Below are 19,644 nucleotides of genomic sequence, written 5' to 3' on the forward strand. Positions count from 1 at the left end.
CCTGAAACGGGACCGCCCCCTGTCGGACAGATGCTCACAAGGCATCTGACCCCGGTACCACGCCTATTTGGACAGCAGCCGCATGGTTTCTTCCAGCCCCTTGAGCGACAGCGGGTACATGCGGTTGCCCACCAGCTGCTGGATGATGCTGATGCTCTGGCGGTACTGCCACACGCCCTGAGGCTCGGGGTTGATCCACGCAAACTTTGGGAAGGCATGGGTGAGCCGCTGGATCCACTCGGCGCCCGGCTCCTCATTGTTGTACTCCACGCTGCCGCCAGGCTGCAGGATCTCGTACGGGCTCATGGTCGCATCGCCCACAAAGATCAGTTTGTAGTCCTTGTTGTACTTGCGGATGATGTCCCAGGTCGGGAACTTCTCGGCAAAGCGGCGGCGGTTGTTTTTCCACATGAAGTCGTACACGCAGTTGTGGAAGTAATAGAACTCCAGGTGCTTGAACTCGCTCTTGACCGCACTGAAGAGCTCTTCCACGCGCTGGATGTGTTCGTCCATCGTGCCGCCCACGTCCATCAGCAGCAGCACCTTCACGTTGTTGTGCCGCTCGGGCACCATCTTGATGTCCAGGTAGCCCGCGTTGGCGGCCGTGCTGCGGATGGTGTCGGGCAGGTCCAGCTCCAGTTCATGCCCTTCGCGTGCAAACTTGCGCAGGCGGCGCAGCGCCACCTTGATATTGCGCGTGCCCAGCTCCTGCTGGTCGTCGTAGTCCTTGTAGGCGCGCTGCTCCCACACCTTCACTGCGCTCTTGTTCTTGCCTGCGCCGCCAATGCGCACGCCCTGCGGGTTGTAGCCGCCGTGGCCAAACGGGCTGGTGCCGCCCGTGCCGATCCACTTGTTGCCGCCCTCGTGGCGTTCTTTCTGTTCTTCGAGGCGCTTTTTCAGCGTCTCCATCAGTTCGTCCCAGCCCATCTTCTCGATGGCGGCCTTTTGCTCAGGCGTGAGTTCGTTCTCCAGGATCTTGCGCAGCCAGTCGGCCGGGATCTCCTTGGTGAAGTCGGCCACCATCTCCACACCCTTGAAGTAGGCGCCGAAGGCCCGGTCGAACTTGTCGTAGTGCTTCTCGTCCTTGACCAGCGTGAGGCGCGAGAGGTTGTAGAAGTCGTCCAGGCTCCACGCGTCATCCGACTTGGGGCCCACCACACCGGCCTGCAGGGCTTCGAGCAGGGTGAGGTATTCCTTGACCGACACGGGCAACTTGGCCGAGCGCAGGGTGTAGAAGAAGTCGATGAGCATGATTTGGGCCTCTGGCGCTAGTGCTTATTGCGCGTGACGCTCTAAAAGATATAGCAACTGTGCCTTGGCCTCGGGCCATTCGCCGGCACGCATGCTGTACATCACCGTGTCGCGTATGGTGCCGTCGCGGCGCAGTGCGTGGCCGCGCAGCACGCCATCCTTCTTGGCGCCCAGGCGCTCGATGGCGCGTTGCGACGCAAAGTTGTAGTTGTCGGTGCGCCAGCCCACCACATGGCAGCCCAGCGTGTCGAAGGCGTGGCCCATCATCAGCAGCTTGGCGGTGGTGTTGACGTGGGTGCGCTGCACACTTTGGCGGTACCAGGTCCAGCCAATTTCCACGCGCTTCACTGCGGGCACGATGTCGTGATAGCTGGTGGAGCCCAGCACGTTGCCAGTGGCATCTTCGACCACAGCAAAGGCAAAGCGGTTGCCGTCTTCGCGCATCTTGAGCGCTGCATCGATGTACGAACGGGTGTCCTGTGGCTCTGGCACCGAGGTGATGCGCAGCTTCCACAGCTCGCCATCGGCGGCAGCGGCCCGCAGGCCGTCTTCATGTGCCAGAGCCAGCGGCTCCAGGCGGACGCCGCGATCGCGCAGGGTGACAGGTTCTACAAAAGCCATGGGTCTCTACCCTTCAGTCATCAATCCTTGGACGGCTGGCTGCGGCGGCTGTTCTGCCAGCGCCGGGCTGCATGCAGGCCCAGGCCACCACCGATACCCACCAGTGCGATGCCAATCAGGCTGCCGGTGCCGTAGCCGGGCGCGAAGACGTCGAACCCCAGCAGCTTGCCCAGCCAGAAGCCCAGCAGCGCGCCACCCACAAAGCCCACAGCATCTGCGACGCCGTTGACCAGCAGTTGACGGGTGTCGTTGTTGCCGTCGCTCACTCAGCGGTTCCTCTGGTTCATGAACACCAGCTTTTCGAACAGGCTCACGTCCTGTTCGTTCTTGAGCAGCGCGCCCACCAGAGGCGGCACCGCCACCTTGTTGTCGGCGCTTTGCAAGGCGGTGAGCGGAATGTCTTCGGCCACCAGCAGCTTGAGCCAGTCGATCAGTTCGCTGGTCGATGGCTTCTTCTTGAGGCCGGGCAGGTTGCGCACGTCATAGAACGTCTTCATCGCCACGCTGAGCAGCTCGCTCTTGAGCGTGGGGAAGTGCACGTTGATGATCTGCCGCATGGTGTCGGCTTCGGGGAACTTGATGAAATGGAAGAAGCAGCGGCGCAGAAACGCGTCGGGCAGCTCCTTTTCGTTGTTCGACGTGATGAACACCAGGGGGCGGTGCTTGGCCTTGATGAGTTCGCGTGTTTCGTAGCAGTAGAACTCCATGCGGTCGATCTCGCGCAGCAGATCGTTCGGGAATTCGATGTCGGCCTTGTCGATCTCGTCGATCAGCAGCGCCACGGGGCGGTCGGCCGTGAAGGCCTGCCACAGCACGCCCTGAATGATGTAATTGCGGATGTTCTTCACGCGCTCGGCGCTGTCACCGTCGTTGAGCTGACTGTCCCGCAGGCGACTTACCGCGTCATATTCATACAGGCCCTGCTGGGCCTTGGTGGTGGACTTGATGTGCCACTGCAACAGCGGCATGTCCAGCGCCTGGGCCACTTCCTCGGCCAGCATCGTCTTGCCCGTGCCGGGCTCGCCCTTGATCAGCAGCGGCCGCTGCAGCGTGATGGCGGCATTGACGGCGAGCATCAGGTCTTGGGTGGCGACGTAGTTCTGGGAGCCTTGGAATTTCATGGGGGAAAACACCGGATCGTTGATGAATGGGCTTGACAGGGCGCTGGCTATAATCGGCGGCTGATCAGAGCCCAGAGCTGAACTTCCACGAGATTGTGCGCGCAAAATGAACAAAACGTTGACCACGCTATTTGCCCTGGCTGTCGCTTCCGTGACCGCCTTGTCCCACGCCCAGGAAGCCAAGGGCGACGTGGAAGCCGGCAAGCAAAAGATTGCCATGTGCATTGGTTGCCACGGCATCGTTGGCTACCAAGCCAGCTTCCCTGAGATCCATAAGGTGCCCATGATCTCTGGCCAGAGCGCCAAGTACATTGCGGCAGCGCTGGTCGCCTACCAGAAGGGTGAGCGCAAGCACCCCACCATGCGCGGCATCGCCGAGTCGTTGTCCGAGAAGGACATCGCTGACGTGTCAGCCTACTACGAACAGCATGGCAAGACCGGTGCCGAGCTACCCGCCAAGCCCTCGCGTGAACCCAGCGTGCAAGTGGCCGAGCTGCTGAAGAAGGGCGCCTGCGTTTCTTGCCACGGCGACAACTTCGCCAAGCCCATCGATCCCTCTTACCCCAAGATCGCAGGCCAGCACGCTGACTACCTGTTTGTGGCGCTCAAGTCCTACAAGGTCGAGAAGAACGCCAACGTGGGTCGTGGCAACGCCATCATGGGCGGTGTGGCCAAGCAGTTCACCAACGCTGAACTGAAGGCGCTGTCTAACTACATCAGCAGCATCGACGGCGATCTGCACACGGTGCCCCAGTCGCGTTTCCGCTAAGCGGCAGTCCACCGGTGATAAAAAGCCCGCTTCGGCGGGCTTTTTGCTGGGCCATCGAATCGTCAGCGGCTGGCAGCCATGGCGCCCACTGCCAGGCACACACAGGCCGTGATCGTCAGGCGCCAACGCAGTGGCAGGTACCACGCGGGCAACGATGTGCGTGCAGCCAGCCGATGGTCTTGCACCAGGTGGGCTGCAAAGCCTGCTATCAGCAACACGGCTCCTGCTGCAGGGGGCAATAGTGTGGCAGGCCAGGCCATCAGCGATGGCACTACGCTCCACACAAAGCAGTGCGTGCGCTCTGTGGCGCTCAGCCCGCTTTGTGCCATGGCGAAGCCCCAGTGCAGCGCTCCCACAAAACTCAGAATCACCGCGCCATAGGCCAGTAGCGCCGCGCTCCACCACGGCGTGCCGGGTGCCCACAGGCCCACAGCCGCCAGCGCCACAAACGGCAGCAGGCCCCCATAGCCCAGCCAAGCCACGGGCGATGGGATCGGCGCAGGGGGCGGTGAAGACAAGGGTGGTGCGGTTGGATGATGGTGCATGGGACCTCCAAGTGGGGTGCCTCCATTGTCTGGAAAGCGAGACTCCCGAGTGGGCTGCATGGTTGTGTGCGCCGTGCGCTGCGTGCAACGCGCGCTGCGCCTACACAGGGTCGCCGTAGTGCCACGGTAAAATCACAGATGGGTGTCGGCGCCATCGTTGCTCGGCAGGTTCATGCGCTGGTCGGGCCGCCGCGCGGTTTTTTTGCGACCCATGAACTCCTCTCCCACCCTGATCCAGGGGATTGGTGCAGTCCTGTTCGGCCTGGCCATCCTCCATACCTTCTCCACCAAGTACTTCGAACGTCTGGCGCACACGCAGCCCAAGCATGCGGGCATCTGGCATTTGCTGGGCGAGGTCGAGGTGGTCTTCGGCTTCTGGGCGCTGGTGCTCATGCTGTTCATGTTCACCATCAGCGGCAAGCAGGAGGCCACCGCCTACCTGGACTCGCGCAATTTCACCGAGCCGCTGTTCGTGTTCGCGATCATGGTGATTGCGGCTACTCGGCCGATTCTTCAGATGGCTGGCTCGGCGGTGCGGGTGTTGGCACGGTGTATGCCTTTTCAGCGCGGTGTGGCGATGTACTTTGTGGTGTTGTCGGCCGTTCCGCTGCTGGGCTCCTTCATCACCGAGCCTGCTGCGATGACGCTGGCGGCGCTGATGCTGCGTGACATCCTGTTTTCGCAGCCTTTGTCGAACAAGCTCAAGTATTCGACCATTGGTGTGCTGTTCGTCAACATCTCGATCGGCGGCACCCTCACGCCGTTCGCCGCGCCGCCGGTGCTCATGGTGGCGGCGCAGTGGAACTGGGACCTGTGGTTCATGGTGTCCAACTTTGGCTGGAAGGCGGCCGTCGCGGTGGTGGTCAACGCCGGTATCGCCACACTGCTGTTTCGCCACCAGGTGGGGCACATGGGACGCAAGATCACGACGGACGAGGTGCCCGTGCCTGTGTCTGTGATGCTGGTGCATCTGGTTTTCCTGGGGCTCGTCGTGCTGTTTGCGCACCACCCAGCAGTCTTCATGGGCCTGTTCCTGTTTTTCATGGGGTTCACCACGGCCTACCAGCGCCACCAGAACCCGCTGATCCTGCGCGAGGCCTTGCTCGTGGCTTTCTTCCTGGCCGGTCTGGTGGTGCTGGGTGGCGTGCAGCAGTGGTGGTTGCAGCCGGTGCTCATGAAGATGGATGCCAACGCCGTGTTCTTTGGTGCTGCGGCGCTCACGGCCTTCACGGACAACGCAGCGCTAACTTACCTGGGTTCTTTGGTCGAAGGCCTCAGCCATGAGTTCAAGGTGGCCTTGGTGGCAGGTGCGGTGACCGGCGGTGGCCTGACCGTGATCGCGAATGCGCCCAACCCGGCAGGCGCGGCGATCCTGAAAGAGAAGTTTGCTGACAACGCCATCCACCCGCTCGGACTGCTGCTCGGGGCTTTGCCGCCTACGATGGTGGCGGTGCTGGCGTTTCGCTTGTTGTAGTCGTTACCGCTCGGCCAACACGGCCTGGCTGGTCATGGCCTCGCAGATGGCGCGGATCTGCGGGCGCATAAGCCGGGCCACCTCGTCGCGCCGGTGCGACTCCAGCCGCCCCGAGATCGCGGCCACGCTGATGGCGGCGATCGGGTTGTCTGGCGGGAAAGCGATGCCGATGGCTGCTGTACCTGGTGTGACCACGCTGTCCAGAAACGCATAGCCCTTCTCGCGTCCCACCTTGATCGCCTCGCGCAGGTAGGGGGCTGTGACGAATCCGTACTTCTCGTACTTGGGCGCGTTGGCATCGATGATGGATTCGGCCTCGTCCGGAGGCAATGCGCACAGGATCGCTAGCCCGCCCGCACCCACGCCCAGCGGGCGGCGAATGCCCACGTCCAGCGCCAGCGATTTGATGGGGTAGTCGCCCAGTGCGCGGTGGGTGCACACGGCCTCCAGGCCGCTGCGTTCGCTCAGGTAGATGGTGTCCTGGGTGACTTCGGCCAGCTTTTGCAGCGCGCTGTCGCACAACTCCGACAGCCGGTAGCGGGGGCGTGCGAGCAATCCCAGCTCGTACAGCAGCGGGCCCAGGTAGTACTTGCGTGTGTGGGCGTCCCGGTCCACCAGGCCTTCGGCCTCCAGCCGGTGAAGCATGCGAAAGCAAGTGGACTGCGGCAGGCCGCTGGTGGCGGCGATCTCGCCGATGCGCATGCCACCTTTGCCACGAGACGCCACGATACGGAGCATCTGTACGACACGTTCGATGCTTTGAGTCCCTGTTTTTGAATTTCCACTATGTGGCGGTTTATTTGTCTCTGATGGGACTGTTGTGGTGTTTTTGTTCATGTTGTCTTTGTAGTTTGTATCCACATAGTGGGCAATCTAGGGTTTACCCAGGCGATTGAGCTGTCGTTTGATTTTTTAATAAGTAATCAAACGATTTTTCAACTTCCACATAGTGGATAACTGGGTGAAGCCACATGTCTTACACGATGACTGAAAAGATCCTCGCCCGGGTTGCAGGGGTGACTGCGGTCCGGGCGGGCGACGAGATCCTGGCGAGGCCGGATTTCGTGATTGCCTATGACTTTCCGGGTTACACGGATGTGTTCTTCAAGGAGGCCAAGGAGGACTTCGGTGTGGACAAGGTGCCCAGCCCCGAGCGCTTTGTGCTGTTCATCGACCACATGGTCCCGGCCGCCGCCCCCAAGGAGGAAGAGCTGCACAAGGTCACCCGCGCCTGGGGCAAGGAGCAGGGGGTGCCCGTGCACGAGCGCGAGGGCATTGGCCACCAGGTGTCGGCCGAGCTGGGCTACGCCACGCCGGGTGCATTTGCGGTGCATTTCGACGGGCATGTGAGTCAGCTGGGTGCGTTCGGCACGTTGGCCATTGGAGCGCGCAAGAGTGTGCTGGAGACCTTTGTCTCCGAGCGCATGGCGCTCGTGGTGCCGGGCACGGTCAAGATCGAAGTCACCGGCACGGTGCAGCCCGGTGTGATGGCGCGCGACATCTTCCACCACCTGGTGCGGGTGATGGGGCCATCGTCCTGCCGCTTCAAGGTGGTGGAGCTGTGCGGCACCGTGATCGATGCCATGAGCATCGAGGGCCGCCAGACGATCTGCGGCCAGGCCATGTTCCTGGGCGCGACCACGATGCTGATTGCGCCCGATGCCAAAACGCTGGAACACGCCAAGGGCCGCTCCAAGATCGCCCTGGACCCGGTCTACCCCGATGCCGATGCGCACTACGACCGTGTGGTGACCGTGGATGTGAGCGACCTGACGCCCATCGTGGTGGCGCCACCCAGCCCCGCCAATACCCGGGACCTGACCGAATACGCAGGCCTGGAAGTGCACATGGGTTACCTGGGCAGCTGCGCCAGCGGCCGCCTGGAGGACCTACGCATTGCCGCCCAGGTGCTCAAGGGCCGCAAGATCAAGCCGGGCTTCCAGCTGCATGTGGTGCCCACCTCGCAGGCCATCATGTCGCAGGCCGCCAGCGAAGGCCTGATCTCCACCCTGGTGGATGCAGGCGCGTTCATCAGCTCGTCGAGCTGTGACTATTGCTATGGCCGCATTGCCACCATGACCGATGGCCAGCGCGCTGTGTCCACCGGCACGCTCAACACACCCGGCCGCATGGGCAGTGCCGACTCCGAAATCTTCATCTGCAACGCCGCTGTGGTGGCTGCGTCGGCCCTGGAAGGCTGCATCACTGACCCCCGGCCCTATCTCGCCAATACCCCAGGGAGCGCAGCATGACACTGCCCACTTTGCATGGCCGCGCGGCCTGGATCTTTGCCGAAGACGATTTCGACATCGACCTCATCGTCGGCATCAAGAACATCAAGATCACCGACCTCAATGAGCTGGCGGCGGTCACCATGACCAGCTACGACCCTGACTTTGCCAAATCCGTCGCCAAAGGTGATTTGCTGGTGGGTGGGCAGAACTTTGGCTACGGCCACCCGCACTACCCGGCCATGCGGGCCATGCGCCACCTGGGGGTGGCCGGCGTGATCGCCGAGTCGTTCTCGCCAGGCTTCTTTCGTGGCGAGATCAGCATGGGTTTTCCGCTGATTACGTGCCCAGGCATTCGCGCAGCCATAGAGCGCTGGGACACCCTGCAGGTGGATTGGGAGCGTGGCGTCGTGGTTAACCAGCGCACAGGGCAGGCGCTGCCTTTCGAGCCCTGGTCGTCCACCGAGCGCGCCACCATCGAGGCGGGCGGGTTCACGCCGTATCTCAAAGCCCGGCTGGCACGCGAGCGTGCTGCTGCTTCGGCGACATGACAGGCGGGGTCACACCATGTTGCAGATGATTGTGAGCGGCGTCGCCCTGGGCGCCATCTACGGGCTGATCGCCCTGGGCATCGTGATGGTGTTCAAGGCGACAGGCATCCTCAACTTCGCGCATGGCGAAGCGGCCATGCTCTCGGCCTTTGTGGCCTACACACTGTTCAAGCTGGGCCAGCCGCTGTGGGCGGTGGTGCCGCTCACGCTGCTCTTTGGCGCGGCGCTGGGCATGGCGATTGAACGGTTCATCATCCGCCGCTTCATCGGCAAGGCACTGCTGTCGTCTGCGATCTGCACACTGGGCCTGTTCCTGGTGTTTGGCGACCTTGCCATCTGGGTATGGGGCAAGGACACGCAGGAGCTGCCCAGCATCTTCCCGGCTGCCCCCATCGACATCGGCGGTGTGATCGTCTCGGGCATCGACCTGGGCATCGTGGCCGTGTGCGCCACGCTGGCAGGTTTGCTGTTTGCGTTCTTTCGCTTCACGCGGCTGGGCATCGCCATGCAGGCCACGATGGAAAACCCCACGGCTGCGCGCCTCATGGGCATTCCGATCAAGCGCATCTATGCGCTGGCCTGGGCGCTGTCGCATGTGATCGCAGCCACGGCGGGCCTGTTGATTGCACCGCTGACTTTCGTGCATTTTTCGATGATGCAGCACGCCCTGCACTTCGCGTTCGCTGCGGCGGTATTGGGCGGCATTGGCAGCATGCCGGGCGCGCTGCTGGGCGGCGTGATCATCGGCGTGTCGTCCAACCTCACAGGCGCTTATGTGTCCTCGGCCTGGAAGGATGCAGTGCCTTTCATTGTGATGCTGGTCATCCTGGTCCTGCGACCACATGGCCTGCTGGCGCGCGCTCAGATCAAGAAGGTATAGGGGAACGCCATGACCAAAGTCTTTGACACATACCCCTGGCTCGGCCCGTTGCTTTTCGTGCTGGCCTTCGTGCTGGCACCGCTCGTGCCAGGTGGCTACGTGCTGTACATCTTCACGCTCGTCATCATCTACACGCTGGCCTCTTTTGGCACCAACATCCTCACCGGCTATACCAACCTGATCTCCATGGCGGGTGCCGTGTTCTTCGGAATCGGTGCCTATGGTTCGGCCATCCTCACCACGCACTTTGGTGTGCCGCTGGTGCTGTCGATGTTCATCGCGGCCAGCATCGCCACCGTGGTGGGCTTGCTGCTGGCGCTCCCCGTCCTGCGGCTGGAGGAGGTGTTCCTGGCGATTGCCACACTGGGTTTCGTGATGATCTCGGTGGAGATCGCCAAGTCCAGCGGCGACATGTCGGGCGGCGAGAACGGCATGGGCGCGCCCGGCCCCACGTTGTTCGGCTGGGCGCTGGACGAGCGCGCGTACCACGTGTTCACCGCCGTGGTGCTGGCGGGTGCGCTGTGGGTGGCGCGCAACCTGGCGCGCAGCCGGTTTGGGCGTGGCTTTCTGGCCATCAAGGGCAGCGAGACAGCTGCTCGCGCTCTGGGCCTGAACACCACGGCGCTCAAGCTGGTGGCGTTTGGCGTCTGTGCCTTCTACACCGGCCTGTCGGGTGCGTTGTATGCACCGCTGGTGCGCTTCATCGACCCATCGCTGTTCAGCATCATGGTGTCGATCAGCTTCGTCTCGATGGTCATCGTGGGCGGTCTGGGCTCCATCCTGGGCTCGGTGCTGGGGGCGGTGTTCGTCATCGGTGCGCCGCAGTTGCTCACCTACCTGGGGTTTGATCAGTTCCAGCGCGCGCTGTACGGCGTGGCCATGATCCTGGCGCTGATGTTCCTGCCCGACGGGCTGGCCAGCCTCTTCAAGCGCAAGCGCCTGCCCGGCGCAGATGCGGCGCAAAGCGGGGTGGCGCGATGAGAGTTTTGGACGACAAGACATTGCCGTTGCAGGCAACTGTGTCGGCAGCACCCGGTCGGGCAGCCCCATTGCTCAGCATTCAGGGCGTGCGCATGGCGTTCGGAGGCATTGTGGCCGTGCAGGACGTGAGCTTCGACGTGATGCCCGGCACGGTGCACGCATTGATCGGGCCCAATGGCGCTGGCAAGACGACGATGCTCAATTGCATCAGCCGCTTCTACACGCCCCAGCAAGGCTCCATGCGGTATCGCACGGCCGCGGGTGACGTGGAACTGCTGGGCTGCAAGGCGCACCACGTGGCGCGCCTGGGCATTGCCCGCACCTTCCAGAACCTGGAGCTCTTTGCCGAACTGACCGTGTTTGACAACGTGCTGATTGCACGGTCGATGGCGATGCGCGCCACGCTGCTGGAAGCCCTGCTGGGCCTGCCACGCCAGCGCTGTGAGGAGCGCGAGGAACGTGAGCGTGTGGAGGCGGTGCTGGAGAAGCTCAACCTGCAAGCCCATGCCCATGCGAAGGTGCGCGACTTGCCTTATGGCACGCAGAAGCTGGTGGAGCTGGCCCGTGCCATGGCGCTGGAGCCACGCCTGATGCTGCTGGACGAGCCCGCAGCGGGCATGAACAACCGTGAGATCGATGCCCTGGGCGAAACACTCAAGCGGCTGCAGGCCAGCACGCAAGCGACCCTGCTGCTTATCGAGCACAGCATGCCGCTGGTGATGTCCATCTCGGACACGATCACCGTGATGCACAACGGCGCCTTCCTGGCGCAGGGCTCCCCCAGGGAGATCGAAAACCATCCCGCCGTGGTTGAGGCGTATCTCGGAGGAGGCAAGAGTGGCAAACGGCGTTGAACCATCCAGTGCGCCCGCACTGCTGAGCGTGGACAACCTGAGCGCGGGCTACGGCAAGATCCGCGCGCTGCACGGCGTGAGCCTGCGCGTACCGCAGGCCCGCATCGTGTGTGTGCTGGGCGCCAACGGCGCGGGCAAGACCACGCTGATGCGTGCACTCTCGGGGCTGCTGCCCGTCAGTGACGGGCAAGCCGTTTTTGACGGCCAGTCCATTGCCAACGTGCCCGCCGAAGCGCTGGTGCGGCGAGGCATTGCCCATGTGCCGCAAGGCCGCATGGTGTTTTCGCAACTCACGGTGCGCGACAACCTGGTGCTGGGTGGATACACCCGCCCAGCAGCCGAGGTGCGCGACGACATCGACCGGGTGCTGGGTTATTTCCCCCGGCTCAAGGAACGCATCACATCCCGCGCCGGAACCCTGTCAGGCGGCGAGCAGCAGATGCTGGCCATTGCCCGGGGCCTGCTGGCCAAGCCGCGCCTGCTGATGCTGGATGAGCCCTCCATGGGCGTGGCACCCATCCTGAAAGACGCGATATTCGAGACGCTGCGCGACATCCGCGACCGCGAAAACCTCACGCTGCTGATCGTGGAGCAGGACGCAGACATCGCGCTCGACATCTCCGATGAAGGTTATGTCATCGAGACCGGCCGTGTCGTGATGCAAGGCCCGGCCGCCGAGCTCGCAGGCAACGAAGACATCCGCCGTGCCTACCTGGGCGGCTGACCGCAGGCTCGGCTTTGCAAGTTCCTTCCCCCATGTTCCCTTCCCACCGATAAACACAGGAGACAAACCATGACCCACCTCACCCCCCGCCGCACTCTGCTGGCCGTAGCAGCTGCCAGTCTGATGACCGCCACCCTGGGCGCGCATGCTTTCGAAAACAAGGAAGAGGGCGTGCTGACCCAGGAGATCGTGCTGGGCTCATCACAGCCGTTGTCCGGCACGCTGGCCTACATGGGCAAGGCCGTGGACGAAGGCATGCGCACCTACTTCGACATGGTCAACGAGCAGGGCGGCGTCAATGGCCGCAAGATCAAGCTCATCACCTATGACGACGAACTCAAGCCCGCCAAGTCGGTGGCCAACGCCAAGCTCCTGGTCGAGCGCGACAAGGTGTTTGCCATGGTGGGCAACATCGGTCATGCCACCAACATCAGCGCCTACGAATACAGCTCCACCAAGAAGGTGCCCACCATTGGCGCGCTGAGCATTTCCGACCTGACCTCCAACCCGCCACGCGACCTGCTGTACGTGCTGCCGTCGCCCCAGTCCACCGAGACGGCGGCCTACATCGACCACGCGGTGGAGGTGCTCAAGGCCAAGAAGATCGCAATGCTCTACCAGAACGACGGCTGGGGCAAACCGGCCTACGACATTGCCGTGCAGCGCATGGAAAAGCACGGCATGAAGCTGGTGGAGGCGCAGACCTTTGAACGCTTCGCGACCGACCTGACCTCGCAGGTCTTCAAACTCAAGCAGGCTGAGCCGGACGTGGTCATCGTCTACGCGCTGGGCCAGGAGGCGGTGCAGTTCTTCCGCGGTGCCGAAAAGCTGGGCTGGAAGCCCACGGTGTTTGGTGCGGGGGGGCTCAACGACCCCAAGTTCATCGAGCTGCTGGGCAAGACGCAGTCCAAGCTGTATGTGGCCTCGTACTACGACGCGGTGGATGGCAACAACCCAGCCATCCAGTCGTTCTTCCAGCGCTACACCAAGCTGTATCCCAAGTCGGCTCCCACCTCGATGGCGCTCATGGGCTATTCGTCGGCCGCTGTGACGGTCGAGGCCTTGAAGCGCACCGGCGCCGAACCGAGCCGCGCCAAGGTGGTGGCCGAGCTGGATGGCATGAAGGACTTTGACCAGAAGATCGGCCCCAAGATCACCTTCCAGCCCGTCAGTGCTGGTGGCTATGCGCGGCGCGGCCAGACGGGTGTGGCGCTGATGGAGCTCAAGGACCAGAAGTTCGTGTCCATGGGCAGCTACATCGACCCCGTGAAACGTTGAGGACACCCGCCATGACAACAAGCTTGCGACAACAGCTGCGTGCGCGCATCCAGTCGGGCCCTACCTTCTGGATGGCCGGTGCGCAGGACGCCCTCTCGGCCCTGCTGGTGGACCAGTCGGACTTTGACGGCATCTTCACCACGGGGTTTGGCATCTCGGCATCGCTGCTGGGCCAGCCAGACATGGAGGTCTACACACTCAGCGAAAACGTGGGGGTGGTGCACCACATCGTCAACGTGGTGAAAAAGCCTGTGTTTGCCGATGCCGACACCGGCTACGGCAATGTCATCAACGTGGCCCGCACCGTGCGCGAGTTCGAGAAGGCGGGCGTGGCCGCGATCTCGATCGAAGACCAGATCAGTCCCAAGCGCTGCCCGGCGGCGGCGGCGGTGACGCCTGTGGTGTCCATCCCCGATGCCGTGGCGCGCATCAAGGCGGCGGTGGATGCCCGCCAGGACCCGGACTTCCTCATCGTCGCACGCACCGATGTGGCCGACCCCGAGGAGGCCATCGAGCGCGCCGTGCGCTTTGCAGAGGCGGGGGCGGACCTGATCCAGCCTATCTCGCGCACGTTCAAGGGCTATGAAGACCTGGTGCGCTTGCGCAATGCCTCGGGCCGCCGCCTGTCGCTGCAGCTCATGCAAGGGCTGTGGATGTCGCGTCTCACGCGGTCGCAGATCGAAGAGGTGGCGGCTTTTGCGACTTATCCGGTGGTCACGCTGATGAGCACGGTGCACGCCTTGCAGAAGAACCTGGCCACGCTGTCGGCCCGCCGCACGGGCGATGTGGACGGCTTGCCCTGCGGACAGACCAGCATGGCCGACTTCAAGGAAGTGATCGGCTGGAAGGCGATGGAAGAGCGCCAGGCGCACTACGAGGCGGGTTGATCGCCACACGCCCGAAAGGGCCGTGGTGTTGATGCAGGCCAGTGCCCTCGACGGGTGCTGGCCTTTTTTGTTGCCTGGACTGACTTTCGGGCGCTGGGCTGTACCTTCAGTCGCGCGTCGCGCGCCGCTGCACGCAGGCGATGTAGGCGTCGCCATCAGGCGGGCGGCCTGCGCGCTGGCTCTCCCATAGCATCTCGCCCAGGCAGTCCATGGCAGCGTGGTGGGCGTCGTGCAGCGAGTCGAGCCGCGCCGTCAGCAGCTCCACCGCCTGGCGTATGCCACGGGGCTGGTCGATGCTGCATTGCTCGCTGATGGACAGGTGCATCGACAGGTGCAGGAAGGGATTGGTCTGCCCCGGTGTTTCGTCGTAGTTGCGGGCCACGGCCGCATCGGCGTCGGACAGGTCGGCGTGGTACTCGGGGTGCTCGGCGATCCACAGGCTGGCCAGCGTCTCGATGGCTTCCATTGGGGCGCCGCTCTGGGTCTTGGCGTGCACGCCGCACAGAAAGCGGCGCACATCGGCTTGGGAGGGGCTGAACATGGGGCGTGAGGGTAGCACGCAGGGCAAGGGCTTGGCGTCAGAGGGGAGGCGGGCGAGGGTGATGCGGATTGCGCCCGGCCGCTACATCGCGCCGGGGCGGCGTCCTACGCGGGCTGTGCGCCGGCGCACCTACATTGGGCTGGCGCAAGGGTCGGGAGCCGGGTCCACTTTGCTGCAGTCCTCCAAACCCGGCATCGGGAGAAGTGTCATGAATGCAATGCGAATCGTTGGTGTGCTGTTGTTGGTGGTGGGCCTTGCCGGGTTTCTGACCGGGGGGTTCAGCTTTACCAAGGACACCACCCAGGCCAAGATCGGTCCGCTGGAGTTGACCGTGAAAGAAAAGGAATCCGTGAATATCCCCCAATGGTTGAGCCTGGGCGCGATGGTTCTCGGCGGCGTGGTGCTGGTGCTCGGCTTTCGCAAGAACTGATTTCATCCACCGTGGCGAGTGACGGGTGTTGCGGCTCCGGTTCTCGCCCTATCCACGTAAGACGGAAATCGGAGCTTTAGCACCGGCCGCTCGTTGCGGTGGGTGATCCCTGGTGCCGGTTGCCGATAGCCGTTATCTGTCACCCCCTCGGCGCTCCCATCATGCGCGAGATGGTCCGGGCCGCACTCAGCAGTGCGGGCAGCAGGCTCTCCTGCATCACCGCCGCACTCGTGCGATTGGCCTGACCGCTGATGTTGAGCGCCGCCACCGTCTGCCCCGTGCGGTTGGTCAGCGGCGCAGCAATCGATATCAAACCCTCTTCCAGTTCCTGATTCACCAGGCACCAGCCCTGCTGCCGCGCCTGGCGGATGTGGGCCAGCAGTGAATCCACATCGGTGGTGGTGTGTTCGGTAAAACGCTGCATGGGGTGGCCTTGCAGCCGGGCCTGCAGTTCGTGGTCCGGCAACCCGGCCAGCAGCATGCGGCCCATGGACGTCCAGCACGCGGGCAGGCGCGAGCCCACGCCCAGCGTGGTGCGCATGATCTTGTGCGTGGGCACGCGCAGCACATAGACGATGTCCAGGCCGTCGAGCACGGCGGCCGATGACGACTCGCGCACCTCTTCCACCAGGTCTTCCATCACCGGCTCGGCCAGGTTCCAGATGGGCAGCGAAGACAGGTACGCAAACCCCAGGTCCAGGATGCGCGGGCTCAGGCGAAACAGCTTGCCGTCCGTCTCCACATAACCCAGCGTCTGCAGCGTGAGCAGGATGCGGCGCGCACCGGCGCGCGTGAGACCTGTCTGCGCGGCGACTTCACTCAAGGTCTGCTGCGGTGTGGCCGCGCTGAATGAGCGGATCACCTCCAGCCCGCGCGCGAACGACTGCACATAGCTGTCGCTCGGTTTGGGGTCTTTGGCTTCAGGGGTTTGTGAATTCATATGTATGCCAACTATAATTCTTTAAGCGAACATTTGTTCTATATGCGAACAAATTTCAGAGAGACAACAAACAAGCAAACCAAGAAAGCGTTGCAATGATCAACAAACTGGCGGACTCGGTGGCCCAGGCCCTTGCGGGGGTAAAGGATGGTGCCACGGTGTTGATAGGCGGGTTCGGCACGGCCGGCATTCCGGGCGAGCTGATCGATGGCCTCATCGCCCACGGTGCGCGGGACCTCACGGTGGTCAACAACAACGCAGGCAATGCGGACCAGGGCCTGGCCGCGCTGCTCAAGGCCGGGCAGGTGCGCAAGATCATCTGCAGCTTTCCGCGCCAGGTGGACAGCTATGTGTTCGATGACCTGTACCGCAGCGGCAAGCTGGAGCTGGAACTGGTGCCCCAGGGCAATCTGGCCGAGCGCCTGCGTGCTGCGGGCGCGGGCATCGGCGCCTTTTTCTGTCCCACGGCCTATGGCACCGAATTGGCTGCAGGCAAGGAAACGCGCGAGATCAACGGCAAACACTACGTGCTCGAACACCCCATCCACGGCGATGTGGCCCTGGTCAAGGCCGAGAAGGGCGACCGCTGGGGCAACCTCACCTACCGTATGTCGGCGCGCAACTTTGGCCCCGTGATGGCCACTGCTGCCAAGACCACGGTTGCCACGGTGCATGAGGTGGTGGAACTGGGGGCGCTGGACCCCGAGGCCATCATCACCCCGGGCATCTATGTGACGCATGTGGTGAAGATCGACCGCACGGCCACGCAGGCGGGCGGATTCAAGAAATCCGCGTGATATCGCCACCAAGCGCAGAAAGAATAAGCATGAGCAGCTATCAAAAGCGTAGTAAAGACGAGCTGGCGAAACGCGTGGCGCAAGACATCCACGACGGCGCCTACGTCAACCTGGGCATCGGCCAGCCGACCCTGGTCGCCAACCACATCCCGGCAGGCCGCGAAGTCATCCTGCAAAGCGAAAACGGCATCCTGGGCATGGGCCCGGCGCCCGCTGCGGGGCTGGAGGACTATGACCTCATCAACGCCGGCAAGCAGCCCGTCACGCTGCTGCCCGGCGGCGCGTACTTCCACCACGCCGACAGCTTCGCGATGATGCGCGGCGGACACCTCGACATCTGCGTGCTGGGTGCCTTCCAGGTCAGCGCCACGGGCGACCTGGCCAACTGGAGCACGGGCGAGCCCGGCGCCATCCCCGCCGTGGGCGGCGCAATGGACCTGGCCATCGGCGCCAAGCAGACCTGGGTGATGATGGACCTGCTGACCAAGCAGGGCGCCAGCAAGATCGTGACGCAGTGCACCTACCCGCTCACCGGTGTCGCCTGCGTGAAGCGCATCTACACCGATCTGTGCACACTGGCCTGCACGCCCACCGGGCTGCAGCTTATCGACACCGTGCCCGGCCTGTCGCACGCTGAGCTGGAGCAACTGGTGGGCCTGCCCATCCGCCCTGCCGCCTGAACGAATCCACCCCCCAAGCAACGAGGAGACAAAACCATGAGCACACAACGCCAAGCCTTCATCTGCGACGCCATCCGCACCCCGTTTGGCCGCTACGGCGGCGCACTCAGCAGCGTGCGCACCGACGACCTGGGTGCCATCCCCATCAAGGCGCTGATGGAGCGCAACCCCGGCGTGGACTGGGCGGCCGTGACCGACGTGCTCTACGGCTGCGCCAACCAGGCCGGTGAAGACAACCGCAACGTGGCCCACATGAGCAGCCTGCTGGCGGGCCTGCCCATCGACGTGGCCGGCGCCACCATCAACCGCCTGTGCGGTTCGGGGCTCGATGCCGTGGGCACCGCAGCGCGCGCCATCAAAGCGGGCGAGGCAGGTCTGATGATCGCGGGCGGTGTGGAGAGCATGAGCCGCGCCCCCTTCGTCATGCCCAAGGCAGAGTCGGCCTTCAGCCGTAACAACGCGGTGTACGACACGACCATCGGCTGGCGCTTTGTCAACAAGCTGATGAAGGAAAAGTACGGTGTGGACTCCATGCCCGAAACCGCCGAGAACGTGGCGACGGAGTTCAAGATTGAGCGCGAAGCCCAGGACCAGATGGCCCTGCGCAGCCAGCTCAACGCCGTGGCCGCCATCAAGGCTGGCCATCTGGCGCGCGAGATCGTGCCGGTGCACATCCCGCAAAAGAAGGGCGACGCGATCATCGTGAGCCAGGACGAGCACCCGCGTGAGACCAGCATCGAAGCGCTGGCCAAGCTCAAGGGTGTGGTGCGGCCCGATGGCACGGTGACGGCAGGCAACGCCAGCGGCGTGAACGACGGCGCCTGCGCGCTGCTGCTGGCCGATGAAGCCAACGCTGCCAAGTACGGCCTCAAGCCCCGCGCCCGCGTGGTGGGCATGGCCGTGGCCGGTGTGGCGCCGCGCATCATGGGCTATGGCCCCACGCCCGCCACGCTCAAGGTGCTGGCACAGACGGGCCTGACCATCGACCACATGGACGTGATCGAACTGAACGAAGCCTTTGCCGCGCAAGGGCTGGCCGTGCTGCGCGCGCTGGGCCTCAAGGACGACGACGCGCGTGTGAACGCCTGGGGCGGCGCCATTGCGCTCGGCCACCCGCTGGGCGCCAGCGGCGCGCGCCTGGTCACCACCGCCGTCAACCGCCTGCACGAGCACGCCGGCCAGTACGCGCTGTGCACCATGTGCATCGGCGTGGGCCAGGGCATTGCCGTGATTCTGGAGCGCGTGTGACCGTGATTGAGCGCAACCCGACACCGGTCACCGTCGTCACCGGCGCCAGCAACGGCATCGGCCGTGCCATCGCCGAAGCCGTGCTGGCCCAGGGCCACGCCGTGGTCAACCTGGACTACGTGCTGCCCACCTGGAGCCACCCGCAACTCACCTCGTACCAGGGCGACCTGACCGACGAAGCCTCGACCCGTGAGCGCGCGGCCGAGATTGCGGCCAAGCACAACGTCACGGCGCTGGTGAACAACGCCGGCGCCACGCGCCCAGGCACCATCGACACCGCCACCACCGCGCAGCTGGATGACGTGGTGGGCCTGCACCTGCGTGCGCCCATGCTGCTGGTGCAGGCCTTTCTGCCCACGTTGCGCGCCAGCGGGCAGGGCCGCATCGTCAACATGTCGTCGCGCGCCGCTTTGGGCAAGGGCGAGCGCATCGTCTACTCCGCCACCAAGGCCGGAATGATCGGCATGACACGCACGCTGGCCATGGAGCTGGGGCCTGACGGCATCACCGTCAACGCCATCGGCCCCGGGCCCATCGCCACCGAACTCTTCCGCCAGAGCAACCCCGACGGTGCGCCGCAAACGCAGCGCATTCTGAACAGCATTGCCGTGGGCCGCATGGGCACGCCCGATGACGTGGCGCGCGCAGCGCTGTTTTTCCTCTCGCCCGACAACGGTTTCGTGACCGGACAGGTGTTGTACGTGTGCGGAGGCACCACGCTGGGAGTGGCGCCTGTCTAGCAACCTGAACTGATTTTCCTTGCCGCCCCGCAAGGGGCACCCCCCGTTCTCGTCCGGAGGCCTCGGCGCCCGGTTGAGGCCACGGCGCGGCCAGACGCGGG

23 protein-coding genes are annotated in these 19,644 nt (G+C 63.9%); 15 read left to right on the top strand and 8 right to left on the bottom strand.

Features of this window, described 5'->3' with window-relative positions; genetic code table 11:
• Positions 1 to 63: 63 nt before the first annotated feature.
• The 4 genes from AC1Q64_RS18085 to AC1Q64_RS18100 are packed head-to-tail and all read right to left on the bottom strand — an operon-like array spanning position 64 to position 2,993.
• Entirely contained in the window at positions 64 to 1,251 is a 1,188-nt protein-coding gene (locus AC1Q64_RS18085; protein WP_492252289.1) for a vWA domain-containing protein, read from the bottom strand.
• Positions 1,252 to 1,275: 24 nt separating this feature from the next.
• A complete protein-coding gene (locus AC1Q64_RS18090) occupies positions 1,276 to 1,872 on the bottom strand; it encodes a GNAT family N-acetyltransferase (RefSeq protein ID WP_492252290.1) in 597 nt (198 codons plus the stop codon).
• A 20-nt stretch (positions 1,873 to 1,892) separates the two neighbouring features.
• A complete protein-coding gene (locus tag AC1Q64_RS18095; RefSeq protein WP_492252291.1) occupies positions 1,893 to 2,138 on the bottom strand; it encodes a hypothetical protein in 246 nt (81 codons plus the stop codon).
• The gene (locus AC1Q64_RS18100) at positions 2,139 to 2,993 is read right to left on the bottom strand and encodes an AAA family ATPase (RefSeq protein WP_055401588.1); all 855 of its coding nucleotides are present in this window, start codon (positions 2,991 to 2,993) and stop codon (positions 2,139 to 2,141) included.
• Positions 2,994 to 3,099: 106 nt separating this feature from the next.
• Between AC1Q64_RS18100 and AC1Q64_RS18105 the strand changes: the two genes are divergently transcribed.
• Positions 3,100 to 3,762 carry a c-type cytochrome gene (locus AC1Q64_RS18105; RefSeq protein ID WP_291433756.1) on the top strand — a complete coding sequence of 221 codons (663 nt, stop codon included), beginning with the start codon at positions 3,100 to 3,102 and terminating at the stop codon, positions 3,760 to 3,762.
• Between the two features lie 62 nt (positions 3,763 to 3,824).
• On the opposite strand, the gene AC1Q64_RS18110 is transcribed toward AC1Q64_RS18105, so the two are convergent.
• Positions 3,825 to 4,307, bottom strand: coding sequence for a DUF3429 domain-containing protein (locus AC1Q64_RS18110; protein WP_291433758.1), 483 nt, complete (start codon positions 4,305 to 4,307; stop codon positions 3,825 to 3,827).
• A gap of 211 nt (positions 4,308 to 4,518) precedes the next feature.
• Here AC1Q64_RS18110 and AC1Q64_RS18115 point away from each other — a divergent pair, with 211 nt between their 5' ends.
• Positions 4,519 to 5,781, top strand: coding sequence for a putative Na+/H+ antiporter (locus AC1Q64_RS18115; RefSeq protein ID WP_492252292.1), 1,263 nt, complete (start codon positions 4,519 to 4,521; stop codon positions 5,779 to 5,781).
• A 3-nt stretch (positions 5,782 to 5,784) separates the two neighbouring features.
• Here AC1Q64_RS18115 and AC1Q64_RS18120 read toward each other — a convergent pair whose 3' ends face one another.
• Positions 5,785 to 6,618: an IclR family transcriptional regulator gene (locus AC1Q64_RS18120; RefSeq protein ID WP_492252293.1), complete on the bottom strand. Its 834-nt coding sequence runs from the start codon at positions 6,616 to 6,618 to the stop codon at positions 5,785 to 5,787.
• A 146-nt stretch (positions 6,619 to 6,764) separates the two neighbouring features.
• Here AC1Q64_RS18120 and AC1Q64_RS18125 point away from each other — a divergent pair, with 146 nt between their 5' ends.
• The 8 genes from AC1Q64_RS18125 to AC1Q64_RS18160 all read left to right on the top strand — a co-directional run bounded on the left by AC1Q64_RS18125 (position 6,765) and on the right by AC1Q64_RS18160 (position 14,167).
• Positions 6,765 to 8,033, top strand: a complete 1,269-nt coding sequence (locus AC1Q64_RS18125; protein ID WP_492252294.1) for a 3-isopropylmalate dehydratase large subunit — start codon at positions 6,765 to 6,767, stop codon at positions 8,031 to 8,033.
• On the top strand, positions 8,030 to 8,563 hold the full coding sequence (locus AC1Q64_RS18130) for a 3-isopropylmalate dehydratase small subunit (protein WP_492252295.1): 534 nt from the start codon (positions 8,030 to 8,032) through the stop codon (positions 8,561 to 8,563). The genes AC1Q64_RS18125 and AC1Q64_RS18130 overlap by 4 nt, the downstream gene beginning before the upstream one ends.
• 16 nt (positions 8,564 to 8,579) lie before the next feature.
• Positions 8,580 to 9,443 (top strand): branched-chain amino acid ABC transporter permease, encoded by an 864-nt coding sequence (locus AC1Q64_RS18135; RefSeq protein WP_492252296.1) that lies wholly within the window; start codon positions 8,580 to 8,582, stop codon positions 9,441 to 9,443.
• Between the two features lie 9 nt (positions 9,444 to 9,452).
• Positions 9,453 to 10,424 (top strand): branched-chain amino acid ABC transporter permease, encoded by a 972-nt coding sequence (locus AC1Q64_RS18140; RefSeq protein WP_492252297.1) that lies wholly within the window; start codon positions 9,453 to 9,455, stop codon positions 10,422 to 10,424.
• Positions 10,421 to 11,278 carry an ABC transporter ATP-binding protein gene (locus AC1Q64_RS18145; protein ID WP_492252298.1) on the top strand — a complete coding sequence of 286 codons (858 nt, stop codon included), beginning with the start codon at positions 10,421 to 10,423 and terminating at the stop codon, positions 11,276 to 11,278. The genes AC1Q64_RS18140 and AC1Q64_RS18145 overlap by 4 nt, the downstream gene beginning before the upstream one ends.
• On the top strand, positions 11,262 to 12,002 hold the full coding sequence (locus AC1Q64_RS18150) for an ABC transporter ATP-binding protein (protein WP_492252299.1): 741 nt from the start codon (positions 11,262 to 11,264) through the stop codon (positions 12,000 to 12,002). The genes AC1Q64_RS18145 and AC1Q64_RS18150 overlap by 17 nt, the downstream gene beginning before the upstream one ends.
• Positions 12,003 to 12,071: 69 nt before the next feature.
• Positions 12,072 to 13,280, top strand: coding sequence for an ABC transporter substrate-binding protein (locus AC1Q64_RS18155; RefSeq protein ID WP_492252300.1), 1,209 nt, complete (start codon positions 12,072 to 12,074; stop codon positions 13,278 to 13,280).
• Positions 13,281 to 13,291: 11 nt separating this feature from the next.
• A complete protein-coding gene (locus AC1Q64_RS18160) occupies positions 13,292 to 14,167 on the top strand; it encodes an isocitrate lyase/PEP mutase family protein (protein WP_056746831.1) in 876 nt (291 codons plus the stop codon).
• 106 nt (positions 14,168 to 14,273) lie between these two features.
• Here the strand turns inward: AC1Q64_RS18160 and AC1Q64_RS18165 are convergent, their stop codons facing one another.
• Positions 14,274 to 14,708 (bottom strand): DUF1841 family protein, encoded by a 435-nt coding sequence (locus tag AC1Q64_RS18165; protein ID WP_010459392.1) that lies wholly within the window; start codon positions 14,706 to 14,708, stop codon positions 14,274 to 14,276.
• A gap of 208 nt (positions 14,709 to 14,916) precedes the next feature.
• Here AC1Q64_RS18165 and AC1Q64_RS18170 point away from each other — a divergent pair, with 208 nt between their 5' ends.
• Positions 14,917 to 15,138: a hypothetical protein gene (locus AC1Q64_RS18170; protein ID WP_199170782.1), complete on the top strand. Its 222-nt coding sequence runs from the start codon at positions 14,917 to 14,919 to the stop codon at positions 15,136 to 15,138.
• A gap of 139 nt (positions 15,139 to 15,277) precedes the next feature.
• On the opposite strand, the gene AC1Q64_RS18175 is transcribed toward AC1Q64_RS18170, so the two are convergent.
• Entirely contained in the window at positions 15,278 to 16,078 is an 801-nt protein-coding gene (locus tag AC1Q64_RS18175; RefSeq protein WP_492252301.1) for an IclR family transcriptional regulator domain-containing protein, read from the bottom strand.
• A gap of 95 nt (positions 16,079 to 16,173) precedes the next feature.
• Between AC1Q64_RS18175 and AC1Q64_RS18180 the strand changes: the two genes are divergently transcribed.
• From AC1Q64_RS18180 to AC1Q64_RS18195, 4 genes are read left to right on the top strand one after another with little or no spacing between them, the layout of a single operon-like run.
• A complete protein-coding gene (locus tag AC1Q64_RS18180) occupies positions 16,174 to 16,875 on the top strand; it encodes a 3-oxoacid CoA-transferase subunit A (protein WP_492252302.1) in 702 nt (233 codons plus the stop codon).
• A 29-nt stretch (positions 16,876 to 16,904) separates the two neighbouring features.
• Positions 16,905 to 17,555, top strand: a complete 651-nt coding sequence (locus AC1Q64_RS18185) for a 3-oxoacid CoA-transferase subunit B (RefSeq protein WP_056066067.1) — start codon at positions 16,905 to 16,907, stop codon at positions 17,553 to 17,555.
• Positions 17,556 to 17,591: 36 nt separating this feature from the next.
• Positions 17,592 to 18,803, top strand: a complete 1,212-nt coding sequence (pcaF, locus tag AC1Q64_RS18190; protein WP_492252303.1) for a 3-oxoadipyl-CoA thiolase — start codon at positions 17,592 to 17,594, stop codon at positions 18,801 to 18,803.
• Positions 18,800 to 19,543: an SDR family NAD(P)-dependent oxidoreductase gene (locus tag AC1Q64_RS18195; RefSeq protein ID WP_492252304.1), complete on the top strand. Its 744-nt coding sequence runs from the start codon at positions 18,800 to 18,802 to the stop codon at positions 19,541 to 19,543. Before pcaF ends, AC1Q64_RS18195 begins: the two co-directional genes overlap by 4 nt.
• The last annotated feature ends 101 nt before the right edge of the window (positions 19,544 to 19,644 follow it).

Source organism: Acidovorax sp. GW835-FHT14G06 (assembly GCF_058793595.1).

Coding starts and splice junctions, on each gene's coding strand:
- AC1Q64_RS18085 (WP_492252289.1), bottom strand. CDS start 1,251: ATGCTCATCGACTTCTTCTACACCCTGCGCTCGGCCAAGTTGCCCGTG.
- AC1Q64_RS18090 (WP_492252290.1), bottom strand. CDS start 1,872: ATGGCTTTTGTAGAACCTGTCACCCTGCGCGATCGCGGCGTCCGCCTG.
- AC1Q64_RS18100 (WP_055401588.1), bottom strand. CDS start 2,993: ATGAAATTCCAAGGCTCCCAGAACTACGTCGCCACCCAAGACCTGATG.
- AC1Q64_RS18105 (WP_291433756.1), top strand. CDS start 3,100: ATGAACAAAACGTTGACCACGCTATTTGCCCTGGCTGTCGCTTCCGTG.
- AC1Q64_RS18110 (WP_291433758.1), bottom strand. CDS start 4,307: ATGCACCATCATCCAACCGCACCACCCTTGTCTTCACCGCCCCCTGCG.
- AC1Q64_RS18115 (WP_492252292.1), top strand. CDS start 4,519: ATGAACTCCTCTCCCACCCTGATCCAGGGGATTGGTGCAGTCCTGTTC.
- AC1Q64_RS18120 (WP_492252293.1), bottom strand. CDS start 6,618: ATGAACAAAAACACCACAACAGTCCCATCAGAGACAAATAAACCGCCA.
- AC1Q64_RS18125 (WP_492252294.1), top strand. CDS start 6,765: ATGACTGAAAAGATCCTCGCCCGGGTTGCAGGGGTGACTGCGGTCCGG.
- AC1Q64_RS18130 (WP_492252295.1), top strand. CDS start 8,030: ATGACACTGCCCACTTTGCATGGCCGCGCGGCCTGGATCTTTGCCGAA.
- AC1Q64_RS18135 (WP_492252296.1), top strand. CDS start 8,580: ATGTTGCAGATGATTGTGAGCGGCGTCGCCCTGGGCGCCATCTACGGG.
- AC1Q64_RS18140 (WP_492252297.1), top strand. CDS start 9,453: ATGACCAAAGTCTTTGACACATACCCCTGGCTCGGCCCGTTGCTTTTC.
- AC1Q64_RS18145 (WP_492252298.1), top strand. CDS start 10,421: ATGAGAGTTTTGGACGACAAGACATTGCCGTTGCAGGCAACTGTGTCG.
- AC1Q64_RS18155 (WP_492252300.1), top strand. CDS start 12,072: ATGACCCACCTCACCCCCCGCCGCACTCTGCTGGCCGTAGCAGCTGCC.
- AC1Q64_RS18160 (WP_056746831.1), top strand. CDS start 13,292: ATGACAACAAGCTTGCGACAACAGCTGCGTGCGCGCATCCAGTCGGGC.
- AC1Q64_RS18165 (WP_010459392.1), bottom strand. CDS start 14,708: ATGTTCAGCCCCTCCCAAGCCGATGTGCGCCGCTTTCTGTGCGGCGTG.
- AC1Q64_RS18170 (WP_199170782.1), top strand. CDS start 14,917: ATGAATGCAATGCGAATCGTTGGTGTGCTGTTGTTGGTGGTGGGCCTT.
- AC1Q64_RS18175 (WP_492252301.1), bottom strand. CDS start 16,078: ATGAATTCACAAACCCCTGAAGCCAAAGACCCCAAACCGAGCGACAGC.
- AC1Q64_RS18180 (WP_492252302.1), top strand. CDS start 16,174: ATGATCAACAAACTGGCGGACTCGGTGGCCCAGGCCCTTGCGGGGGTA.
- AC1Q64_RS18185 (WP_056066067.1), top strand. CDS start 16,905: ATGAGCAGCTATCAAAAGCGTAGTAAAGACGAGCTGGCGAAACGCGTG.
- pcaF (WP_492252303.1), top strand. CDS start 17,592: ATGAGCACACAACGCCAAGCCTTCATCTGCGACGCCATCCGCACCCCG.